This is a genomic window from Actinophytocola sp. (genome assembly GCF_045807065.1).
In the GTDB taxonomy this organism is placed as follows: Bacteria; Actinomycetota; Actinomycetes; order Mycobacteriales; family Pseudonocardiaceae; genus Actinophytocola.
In genome coordinates this window covers 1-10,983 of record NZ_JBJMIE010000096.1, presented here as the reverse complement: position 1 = coordinate 10,983, position 10,983 = coordinate 1, and the positions used below count along the sequence as shown (strand labels likewise).

Here is a 10,983-nt window from a genome sequence, read left to right as displayed (position 1 = left end):
GAGTTCCACGTCCCCCTGGATGCCGCGGATCCGCGGGTGCCGAGCCTGGCCGCCCTGTCCTTTCCCGCCGGGCGTTTCGAGCGGGAGATGCGGGACCTGTTCGGCATCACCCCGACCGACCACCCGCTGCCCCGACGGCTGGTGCGCCACTTCCACTGGCCCACCGGCTGGCACCCCATGCTCGCCGACGCGGGGGACCCCCCGCCCTTCGGCGACGTCGACGGTCCCTACCCGTTCCAGACCGTCCGGGGAGCCGGGGTCTACGAGATCCCGGTCGGCCCGGTGCACGCCGGCATGATCGAACCCGGCCACTTCCGGTTCTCCGTGGTCGGTGAGACCATCCTCAAGCTCAAGGCCCGTCTCTGGTTCGTCCACAAAGGAATCGAGAAGCTGTTCCAGGGCCGTCGCCCCGACCAGGCCGTCGAACTGGCCGAACGCGTCAGCGGCGACACCACCGTCGGACACACCCTCGCCTTCTGCCAGGCCATCGAAGACGCCCTGGGGCTCACCGTCTCCACGAACACCCACCGGCTCCGGGCAGTCCTGCTGGAACTGGAACGGCTGTACAACCACATCACCGACATCGGCGCGCTGTGCAACGACGTCGGCCACGGCATCCTCAACACCCACGCCCAGCGCGTGCGCGAACAGCTGTTGCGGATCAACGACGAGGTCACCGGCCACCGGCTGCTGCGCGGCGCGATCCAGCCCGGCCGCGCCCGTCTCGCCGCACTGCCCGACCTCGATCGACTCGCGACCCTCGGCGAGGACCTCGCCGAGATCGTCGCCCTCGCCCTGGCCAACACCGTCGTCGCCGACCGGTTCGCCGGCACCGCGATCCTCACCCGACAGCAGGCCACCGATCTGGGCACTCTCGGCTACGTCGCCCGCGCCAGCGGCCTGACCCTCGACGCACGCCACGACCACCCCACCCTGCCCGAGTCGCCCGGTGACCATCCGCGCGCCGAGCACGCCCGCACCGACGGGGACGTGCTGTCCCGCTTCCTGGTTCGCGCCGAAGAAATCACCCACTCCCTCGACCGGATCACCAGCCTGGCCGAAGCGCTCGACGGCTCACTCGACGGTTCGCTGGGCAGCGAGGGCGAGACGGCCCCGGGCGCACCACCGACCGGCTCCGTCGCCGGGCTCTCCGGGGTGGGCATCTCGGGGGTGGGCATCGTGGAGGGCTGGCGAGGCACGATCGTCCACCGCGTCGAACTCAGCCCCGACGGCACCCTGTCCCGCGTGCGGATCGTCGACCCCAGCTTCTTCAACTGGCCCGCCCTGCCGGTCGCGCTGGCCGACACGATCGTCCCCGACTTCCCCCTCACCAACAAGAGCTCCAACCTCTCCTACGCCGGCAACGACCTCTGACGAACCTCCGCTCGCCGCGGCGTGAACCGCCTCACAATCACGCGTGTCTTGCGCGATACAGCAGTTGCAGACTTCTTTAAGTGTGAAGATGATGGAGTTCTTGATGGCGCGTGAGCTGCCGTCGCGGTCGTTGAGGAAGGTGGGGACGATGAAGGTTTTCGAGACCACCCTGCGCAGTCAGGTCAGCGACGTGCAGCAGAAGCTGGCGGCCGCTCAGCGAGCCGGGCTCGAGTACGAGTCCCACCTGCACGCCGCGCGGATCCAGGACCTGCTGGACCTGGGCGCGCGGCACGGCATCGACACCGGGGCCTGGGTCGACCCGGCGCTGCTGGACGCCGTGTCCCTCGCGAACTGAGCCTGGTGACCATGAGCCCCGGGTGCTCGAACGGCTGGCGGTGCTCCCGGTCGAGGCCGCCCAGCACCTCGCCGTGCCGCGCGGCACCGGCCTGGTCCTCGCCCGGCGGGCGCGCCGGATCCTGACCCCATTTCTCTCTCGGTCGGCGGCAGTCGCTGGCCGAACCGCGCACGGAGCGTGCCTCATGACCACCCAGCACCTGCCCGACCACGACACGACCGCGGCCTCCGGCGCGGACCAGACCGAGCCTCGTAGTACCGGCCGGATCGTCGCGGTCGTCGGCGACCCCACCACGGCGGCACAGGCCCACCGGTACGCGACACTGATCCACGAATTGGCCGGTCTGCGCAGCCAGGTGATCCTTCTCGGCCGCACCGGACAGCGCCAGGTCCAGGACCAGCCGGAGCATGTCCAGCTGCCGCCCGGCACCGGCGCGGTCGTCCTCGTCGGCACACCGCCCGACCACATCCTCGAACCCCGCGATCCGGCGGATCCGGTGCCGGTGCTCGTCGACCAGGACATCGCCGCTGTCGCGGTCACCGCGGCGCTGCTGACCACCCTGAGCCGCCGCGGTCGGGCACCACGAGCCAGTCGGGTCGTGGTCGCCGGCGCGGACACCCTGCCGATGCTGTGCCGGTTGCTGGTTGCCGCCGGGATAGGCGACATCACCACCTGGAAGACCAAGGACGCGGTCGCGTTCCCGCTGCGCCGGGTCGCCGAAGGCGTCGACGCGGTGATCGACCTGCTCGGTGTGTGGCCCGCCCACGGACACGCGACGGTCGACTCCGGCGAGCCGGCGGTGATCGCGCCTGACGCCGAGCGTGACCCGCTGCTCGCGCTCCCCGGCCTGGTCCGCGCGACCAGCCAGGTCGCCAGGGCTGAGGCCGCGGTGGCGTTGGATGTCGAGGTCCACCTCGCCTGCGCGTTGGCGCTGGTGATGGCCACCCCCTCGGACCAGCAGCTGCCCCCGATGCCCGACCGCGCCCTCGCCGACCGGGTCGCCGACGCCGCGACCCACGCACTGGATGCGCGCGTCCCGCACCCCCGCACCACCTCCCGTTCCGGCCGCTGACCCGGCCACCCGCAAGGAGACCCGATGACCCTCATGACCCCGACGAGCGCGGTCACCACCCCCGGCCTGGACCAGGCCCCGACCACCCATCAGCCGCTGCTGGCCTGGGTTCGTGAGGTCGCCGAGCTGACCACCCCCGAGAAGGTGGTGTGGTGCGACGGCTCGCCCGAGGAGTGGCAGACGCTCACCGACCAGTTGGTCGAGGCCGGCACTTTCGTCCGGTTGTCGCAGAAACCCAACTCGTTCTGGTGCGCCTCCGACCCCAGCGACGTCGCGCGAGTCGAGGACCGCACCTTCGTCTGCGCCAAGGACGAGGCCGACGCGGGGCCCACCAACAACTGGATGGACCCGCTCGACATGAAGATCGTCATGACCGAGCACTACCGGGGTTGTATGGCCGGCCGCACGCTGTATGTGATCCCGTTCTGCATGGGCCCGCTCACCGCCGACACACCCCGACTGGGGGTGCAGCTCACCGACTCGCCCTACGTGGTCGTCTCCATGCACGTCATGACCCGCATGGGCAGTAGGGCCCTCGCGTTGTTCGGTGACGGCACGGACGACGGACCGGGGTTCGTGCGGTGTCTGCACTCGGTGGGCGCACCACTCGAACCCGGCCAGGTAGACGTGCCCTGGCCCTGCGACAAGACCAAGTACATCACCCAGTTCCCCGAGGACCGGATGATCTGGAGCTACGGCTCCGGCTCCGGCGGCAACGCGCTGCTGGGCAAGAAGTGCTATGCGCTGCGGATCGCGTCGGTGATCGCCCGCGACGAAGGCTGGTTGGCCGAGCACATGCTCATCCTCAAACTCACCTCACCGCACGGCGAGGTCCGCTACATCGCGGCCGCGTTCCCCAGTTCGTGCGGCAAGACCAACCTGGCCATGCTCGAACCGGCCATTCCCGGCTGGCAGGTCGAGACCCTGGGCGATGACATCGCCTGGATGCGGTTCGGCGCCGACGGGCGCCTCTACGCGGTCAACCCGGAGAGCGGGTTCTTCGGTGTCGCGCCGGGCACCGGCTGGGAAACCAACCCCAACGCGATGCGCACCCTCTATCGAGGGAACTCGATCTTCACCAAGGTCGCGTTGACCGACGACGGTGACGTGTGGTGGGAGGGCTACTCGCAAGCCCCGCCCGACCACCTCACCACCTGGACCCGCGACGACTGGACGATCACCACCGACTACGCCCGCGGCCGGCTCGCCGCCCACCCCAACGCCCGCTACTGCACCCCGATCGCGCAGTGCCCCATCACGGCACCAGAATGGGACGACCCGAACGGTGTGCCGATCTCGGCGATCTTCTTCGGCGGCCGCCGCGCCACCACGATCCCGCTCGTGGTCGAGTCCCGCGACTGGCAGCACGGCGTGTTCCTCGCGGCCACCCTCTCCTCGGAAACCACCGCCGCCGCCACCGGCGAGGTCGGGGTGGTGCGCCGCGACCCGATGGCCATGCTGCCGTTCATCGGCTACCACGTCGGTGACTACCTCCAGCACTGGATCGACACCGGCAAACACGCCGACGCCACCCAGCTGCCGAAGATCTTCTACGTCAACTGGTTCCGCCGCGGCGCCGACGGCCGGTTCCTGTGGCCGGGGTTCGGCGAGAACGCCCGCGTCCTGAAGTGGGCCCTCGACCGCGTCGACGGCACCGCCACCGCCTGCGAAACCCCCATCGGCTGGGTCCCCGACACCGATGCGCTCGACCTGGGCGGCCTCGACACCCCGCCAGCCGACGTCCAGGCCGCACTCACCGTCGACCCCGACGAATGGCGCGCCGAGATCCCGCTGATCGAGCAGTGGTTCGCCACCATCGGCAACAAACTGCCCACCTCCCTGCACGACGAACTGGAAGCCCTCGAACACCGCCTCGCCTGACCACAAGCTCACCCGGTGACGGCGCGACTTCCCCCGCCCGCCTTGTCCCACCACCAGACCGCTAACCCACCCCCGGACTACACGCCGGTACCAGCCGCCCGGCGGATCGCCGCCACGATCTCCCCGTTAGGCACTCCCTTGATCAAATAATCCTTGATGCCCAGCCGCTGTAAGCACCCTCGCCGCACAAGTCATGCGCCTGGGTCGCCCCTTCGGCACTCGACCGGACCTCCTGAAAGCTTGCGGTGATCGAAGCCGTACGGCCGGGCCCGTGCCTGCCATGTCGGGGATCGGCGGGACACGGGCCCGACCGTGGCCGGGCCAGGGCCCGGATCACCAGTGCAGGGGCACGGTGGCGAGGTAGGCGGTGAGCTGGTCGGCGATGACCTCGTGGTCGTGGATCGACGGGTGCCATTGGCAGCCGCTGTAGTCCAGGCCCGCGCTGTCGTAGTACCAGTAGCGGACCCCGTTGTCGCCCTGGTCGTTGCGTTCCCGGACGATCTGCTGGGCGGTGTCCGCGAGCAGCGTGGTGTTGTACACGTACGTCGCGCTGACCACGATGAGGGTGCGGGGACCGTAACGGGCCCGGAGCTTGTCGAGGAAGCCTTGATAGGCGGTGCGGTACGCGGCGACCAGGCTCTCCGTCGTCGCCCAGGGTTCACCCGGGTTGAGCGCGGTGGAGAAGTCGTTGATGCCGAGACCCACCACGACCACCTGTGGCCGCCACGTGCCCGGGTTCCTCCAGACGTCGCCGTCCACGCTCAGCAGTGCCCGGTCGTAGTACGTGCGGTAGCTGGTGCCGGGCTCGCCGCCGTTGTAGTTGCGCACCATCCCGCGGCCGGAGAAGGCGTTGATCTGGTAGTCGGCGTTCAGTCGCCGTGCGGTGAGCGCGCCGAAGCTGAGGTCGGCGTCGGTGGTGCGGTTGACCTGGTCGCTGGTGCAGTCCCGGGTCGTGGAGAGGTCGCCGTAGCCGGCGGTGTAGGAGTCGCCGATGAACTCGATCTGGCGGTGCCGTGGGGCCGGCGCGGCCAGGATGGCTCCGCCCGGCGCCGCGACGAACCGGTCGAACTCGCTGACCGCCCAGGGGCTCTCGGACCGCTTGACCAGCCGGACGCTGTGCACGCCCCGGCTGAGGCCCGTCACCCAGTAGGTGGTCCGGCCCGGGGTGACCAGCGTGGCGACCGTCGCCCCGTCCACCTGGACGTCGTAGTCGGCGGCGGCGTCGTTGAGCGCGACGCCGACGCCGGTGCCGCGGAACCGGCCCTCGAAGTAGACGCCCGGCCAGCTGTACTGCGCCGCGCCCTGGTTGATCTCGACGCGCCCGGCGGTGTGCGCGCCGGCGAGGACGGCCGGCCGTACTGCGGGGGCGACGGCCGCGCCGGCGGTTCCGGGCAGCAGGGCAACGGCCAGCAGAGCGCTGGTGGCCAGCGCCGTTGTCGTACGTATCAGTCGCACGGTCTCTCCTTCGGGTGCGGGCGCCGCCACGGAGCATCAGAACCACTGCGCGAACCGGATGCTTGCGCGGCCAGGTTCTTAAGTAGTTTAAGGAAGAGCTGCGTCGATCCGATCACCGAACTCCTCAGGTGTCAAGACCGTCGTCGCGACATGACGCCGGTACCGGACTGGCGGTCAGCTCGTTCTCCGCCACCGTCACCACCTCCTGACCGCTCGGCTGTTAACGTCCGGCCGTGGAGACCAACGGCTTCGGCCCGGTGCGGTCACCGGTCACGCCGGATGCGAGTACGGCCACCCGCGAGCTGCTGGACCTGCTCTACCGGGTGTCCGGCCGGCGGCTGCTGTCCGGCCAGCACAACCAGCCCGCCCACGGGTCGGGATGGACGGAGAAGATCACCGCGCTCACCGGCCGTACGCCTGTGGTGTGGGGTCTCGAACTCGGCTTCTCGCCGCCCGGCACGCTCGACGCCGTGGACCGCCGCGACGCGAATCTGGCCGAGGCGATCGCCTGGCACCGGCGTGGCGCGGTCATCGCGGTCACCTGGCACGCGGTCTGCCCGGTGGACGACGAGCCGGTTGCCTTTGAGGGTGGCGTACTGCGTGACGACTTCACCGCCGAGCAGTACGAGGTGCTCACCCCCGGCTCCCGGCTGCACCAGCGGTGGGCGGCGCAGGTCGACGTCGCCGCGGGACTGCTGCGCCGCCTGGCGGATGCCGGGGTGCCGGTGCTGTGGCGCCCGTACCACGAGATGAACGGTCCGTGGTTCTGGTGGGGCGGCCAGCCGGAGCGGCTGACGCGCCTGTGGCGGTTGCTGTTCGACCGGCTGACCGTGCACCACCGGCTGACGAATCTGGTGTGGGTGTGGAATCCGAACTCCGCGTACGGCGGCACGCCGCCGGTGTCGCCGTTCTACCCCGGCGGTGACGTCGTCGACGTTCTCGCCACCGACACGTACGGCGGGCACTACGAGCCGGAGCACTACGAGGTGCTGCTGCGGCTGGCCGATGGCCGGCCGATCGGGCTCGGCGAGTGCGGCGCGCTGCCGCCCGACGAGACCCTGACCGCTCAGCCGCGCTGGTGCTGGTTCATGGCGTGGCCCACGCAGGTGACGGCCGAGAACACCGTCGAGCGCATCCGTGAGTTCTACGCGCACCCGCGTGTGGTCACGCTGGAATCGCCGGACCTCCGGTCGATCTGACCGGCGGCCCGGCGACCGGCGCCGGCCGTCAGCTGATGGTCACCGCGTCGATCGACTGCTGCTGATTGCCGCCGACATAGATGTTCACGGTGCGGACGTCGGCGATTCCGGGGCAGCCCGGTGCGACGGCGGTCAGGTCCATGGCGTACACGCCGGGCCAGCCGTCCACCGGTTTGGCGTCGCCCTGGCACCAGGCCAGGGCGGGACCGCTCTGGAACGACACCGCGAACGAGCCGTTGGCCGACGGCGAGGCGAAGCTCAGCTCGGCGCGGGCGCTGAGGTCGACCGGGGCGGCGAGTGTGGCGCCGAACCAGCCGCCGTCGGTGGCGCTGATCCGCAGTCCCTGCGTGCCGTCGGCGTGGAACGCGGTGGTGGTGGCCACGCTGCCGGCGGTGGGGTTGAAGCTCGCCGGCGCCCAGCCCTGGACCCCGTCCTCGAAGTCGAACAGGATCTGCGGCGCGGTGGGCGAGGGCTTGACCGTGACCGTGACGGTGGCGGCGTTCGACACCCGCCCGAGGTTGTCGGCCACCGTGTAGGTCGTCGCGGCGCGACCGGCGAAACCGTCCACCGGCGTGAAACTCACGACGCCGCCCGCCGCGGCGCGGAACGTGCCGGCGGTGACCGTACGGGTCGTCTGGGTGCCGGGCGCGGCCGGATCCAGGTCCACACTCTTCGTGTTGATCCGGACGGCCGGTAGCCAGAAGATGTCGTTGGCGGTCACCGTGAGCGAGGCGTTCGAGCCGAACTCGACCGTGGTGGTGTCGTCGTCGGCGACCGGCGGGAAGGTCAGCTTCGTCCCTCGCATGCGTCGGCTGAAGTCGCCGATGGTCGTGCAGACCGGGCTCGGGCAGTAGACGGTGAACCCGTCGTAGTCTCCGTACAGGGTGCCGTCGTCGAGCGCGTCGGAGAGGATCCAGTACAGCGCGCCGTTGGTGCCGGAGGCGTAGACCGCGTCGGTCCAGCGCTGGTAGACGGTGTTGCGGGTGGCCTTGTCGCGGTAGCCGAACTCGCCCAGCATCACCGGCTTGCGGATCTTCCTGGCCGCCTTGGCGTGGTCCAGGATGTACTGCGTGCCCCAGTCGGCGGTCTTGCCCCAGCCGTCGGGGTAGAGGTGATAGCTCATCACGTCGATGTTCGGCAGGGCGGCCAGCGCGACGGTGTCGACTCCCTCGCCGCCGTTGTGGGTCCAGTCGTCGGTGCCGGGCTGGTCGGCGAAGAAGCCCTCGTCGCCCACGCTGACCAGGTGCCGTCGGTCGACCGACTTGATGAAGGTGGAGACGCCGTCGGCCCAGGAGGTGAGTGTGCCGGTGGTGCAGCCGGCCGACCGCGGGTACCTGCCCGAGCCCACGCACCGCGGCTCGTTGGCGAGTTCCCAGGTCATGATGGTGGGGTCGTCCTTGTATTTCACGCCGGTGATCGTGTTGGTGTGGTTCAGCAGGTGCGCGATGTAGTCCTGGAACCAGCCGCGGATCTTCGGGTCGGTGTAGAAGTCGTCGTGGTGGCTGTCGCCCGCCCACTCGACGTACTTGTCCATGCCGCCGAAGTCGGCCCAGTTGTTGGTGAACGGGATGACGAGCCGGAGGTGGTCCTGCGCGGCCCGGGCGATCACGGCGTCCAGGCGGGCGAGCCCGTTGGGCCCGTCGTTGTACTTCGGGTGCCCGGTTCCGTCCCAGTACTGCAGGTAGACGCCGTTCTGGCTGCCGGCGGTGGGGTTGGCGCCGTCGGCGGTGCCGGTGTCGAACCAGCCCCAGGTGCGCAGTACGTCGAAGCCGACGGCGGCGGCCTTGTCGAGAACGTTGTCGCGGGCGGTGGCCGACTGGTAGTGCAGGTAGTAGTTGTTGCTGCCGGCGAACCGGAAGGGCTTGCCGCCGATCCGCAGTTGACTGCCGTCACGCGTGACAAACGGTGTGTTCGCGGCGGCCGGCAGCGCGGGTGCGGCGGCCGCCGCAGCCGAGGCGCCGACGCCGAGCAGCGCGGTTGCGGCCAGCACGGCGGTCAGGCGCCGGGCACGCGCCGGGAAGCGGAGGAACATCGTCGTCTCCAGGGGTTTCGCCGCCTCGGTGGGGGACGGCTGGTGGACGGCCGGCGCGCGCCCGCGCTCACGCGGCAGCGAGCGCGCACGGCTGCGGAGAATCTAAATCTACTTAATTTAGTGGGTCAAGAGGCCGGAACGTTCTCTCGCTGAAGAAGATCGGCCAGCCACGGCAGCTGACGCGTCCATTGGTGTCCCATGCCGCCCTCGTGTTCGTTGAACGGCCAGACGTCGATGACCTTGGGCACGGTTCGGCCCGCGGCCACCGCGTGTTCGCCGTAGTGGTTGTAGGCCGCGTAAACGGTCGAGGGAGGGGAAACCGTGTCCATCAGCGCCACCGAGAAGCGCGCCGGGGCGACCGCGCGCCTGGCGTGGTTGACCGCATCCACATAGGACAGCGTGCGGAACACCGCCTCCGTCCGGCGCCGGTGCACCGACAGGTACGTCGCCACCTCGGCGTACGGGTCGGTTCCGGAGATCTCCACGCCGCGCCGGAGGTGGCAGAGGAAGGGCACATCGGGCAGGACCGCGGCCACCTCCGGCACCAGCCCGGCCACGGCCAGCGCCATGCCGCCGCCCTGGCTGCCGCCGGTCACCGCGATCCGGCCCGGATCCACGCCGTCCACCGCCCGCAGGGCCTCGACCGCCCTCGCCGCGTCGGTGTAGAGCCGCCGGTAGTAGTACTCGCGGGGGTCGGTGATGCCGCGGGTCATGAAGCCGGGTGCGGCGGGCTCGGAGCCGACCGGATCGGGGGTGTCGCCGCCGTCGCCCCAGCGGCTGCCCTGCCCCCGGGTGTCGAGGAAGAGTTCCACGTAGCCGGCCACGGCCCAGTCCAGGTGGCCGGTGGCCAGCCCGCGGCCGCCACCGTAACCGTTGCAGCTGAGCACGCCGGGCAGCGGGCCGCGGGCCCTGCGCGGGCGGGTCAGCCAGCCGCGCACCGGCTGGCCGCCGAACCCGGCGAAGGTGACGTCGAAGACCTCGACCAGGGCGAGTCCGGTGTCCACCGGTTCCAGCGTCAGGCCCAGGTCGTGGGTCCGGGCCTGAGTCAGCGTCTCGGCCCAGAAGTCGTCGAAGTCGGCCGGCTCGGCGACCTCGGGTGCGTACGCGACGAGCTCCTCGAGGTCGAGGTCCCACAGCGGCATCGGTTGATGTTCCTAATCAGTTCTGGGAGTGTGCCATCCGGCAGACTCCTGGTTGGTAGTCACCCGGTAGGTGAGCACTCGGTGTTCCTGGACGTTGAGTCCTGACGAAAGACCGTGCCCCTGCCGGTTGGTCGGGAGAGTTGATCGCTGCTGGGATGTCGTGCCGCGCGTGTTGGTGGCGTGAGCACTGCTTGATTAGGTCGCTGATGGTTCTCCCGCTGGCTGCTCAGGGTGATCGGGAACGGGAGGACCGTTGAGGCTGTTCGTGGGAGATGACTGGGCTGAGGCTCATCACGATGTGGAGGTGATGGACGGCTCGGGTCGTCGGCTGGCCAAGGCCCGACTGCCCGAGGGTGTGGCGGGGATGACCCGACTGCACGCGATGGTGGGCGAGCTGGTTGGTGACGATGCCGACGAGGTGGAGGTGTTGGTCGGGATCGAGACCGACCGGGGCCCGTGGGTGGCGGCGTTGG

Annotated in this window: 8 protein-coding genes and 1 pseudogene; 6 read left to right on the top strand and 3 right to left on the bottom strand. The window is 70.2% G+C overall.

Going from position 1 to position 10,983, the window contains the following annotated elements:
* The 4 genes from ACJ73U_RS05630 to ACJ73U_RS05615 all read left to right on the top strand — a co-directional run.
* The coding region (locus tag ACJ73U_RS05630; protein ID WP_407776445.1) for an NADH-quinone oxidoreductase subunit C at positions 1–1,374 on the top strand (1,374 nt) is incomplete at its 5' end.
* 148 nt (positions 1,375–1,522) lie between these two features.
* Positions 1,523–1,729, top strand: coding sequence for a hypothetical protein (locus tag ACJ73U_RS05625; protein ID WP_407776444.1), 207 nt, complete (start codon positions 1,523–1,525; stop codon positions 1,727–1,729).
* A gap of 22 nt (positions 1,730–1,751) precedes the next feature.
* Entirely contained in the window at positions 1,752–2,801 is a 1,050-nt protein-coding gene (locus ACJ73U_RS05620; protein ID WP_407776443.1) for a hypothetical protein, read from the top strand.
* Positions 2,802–2,825: 24 nt separating this feature from the next.
* Positions 2,826–4,682: a phosphoenolpyruvate carboxykinase (GTP) gene (locus tag ACJ73U_RS05615; RefSeq protein WP_407776442.1), complete on the top strand. Its 1,857-nt coding sequence runs from the start codon at positions 2,826–2,828 to the stop codon at positions 4,680–4,682.
* Positions 4,683–5,015: 333 nt separating this feature from the next.
* Here ACJ73U_RS05615 and ACJ73U_RS05610 read toward each other — a convergent pair whose 3' ends face one another.
* A complete protein-coding gene (locus ACJ73U_RS05610) occupies positions 5,016–6,137 on the bottom strand; it encodes an SGNH/GDSL hydrolase family protein (protein ID WP_407776441.1) in 1,122 nt (373 codons plus the stop codon).
* Between the two features lie 233 nt (positions 6,138–6,370).
* Here ACJ73U_RS05610 and ACJ73U_RS05605 point away from each other — a divergent pair, with 233 nt between their 5' ends.
* Positions 6,371–7,336, top strand: a complete 966-nt coding sequence (locus tag ACJ73U_RS05605; protein WP_407776440.1) for a glycosyl hydrolase — start codon at positions 6,371–6,373, stop codon at positions 7,334–7,336.
* A gap of 28 nt (positions 7,337–7,364) precedes the next feature.
* Here ACJ73U_RS05605 and ACJ73U_RS05600 read toward each other — a convergent pair whose 3' ends face one another.
* Both ACJ73U_RS05600 and ACJ73U_RS05595 read right to left on the bottom strand, forming a co-directional pair.
* Positions 7,365–9,368, bottom strand: coding sequence for a cellulase family glycosylhydrolase (locus ACJ73U_RS05600; protein WP_407776439.1), 2,004 nt, complete (start codon positions 9,366–9,368; stop codon positions 7,365–7,367).
* Positions 9,369–9,493: 125 nt separating this feature from the next.
* On the bottom strand, positions 9,494–10,510 hold the full coding sequence (locus ACJ73U_RS05595) for an acetylxylan esterase (RefSeq protein WP_407776438.1): 1,017 nt from the start codon (positions 10,508–10,510) through the stop codon (positions 9,494–9,496).
* 307 nt (positions 10,511–10,817) lie between these two features.
* Between ACJ73U_RS05595 and ACJ73U_RS05590 the strand changes: the two are divergent.
* Positions 10,818–10,983, top strand: a pseudogene (locus tag ACJ73U_RS05590) (IS110 family transposase); the annotation flags it as partial.

What these genes read in the sequence shown, in the direction of transcription:
- ACJ73U_RS05595 (WP_407776438.1), bottom strand. Translation starts at nt 10,510, where the DNA reads ATGCCGCTGTGGGACCTCGACCTCGAGGAGCTCGTCGCGTACGCACCC.
- ACJ73U_RS05625 (WP_407776444.1), top strand. Translation starts at nt 1,523, where the DNA reads ATGAAGGTTTTCGAGACCACCCTGCGCAGTCAGGTCAGCGACGTGCAG.
- ACJ73U_RS05600 (WP_407776439.1), bottom strand. Translation starts at nt 9,368, where the DNA reads ATGTTCCTCCGCTTCCCGGCGCGTGCCCGGCGCCTGACCGCCGTGCTG.
- ACJ73U_RS05615 (WP_407776442.1), top strand. Translation starts at nt 2,826, where the DNA reads ATGACCCTCATGACCCCGACGAGCGCGGTCACCACCCCCGGCCTGGAC.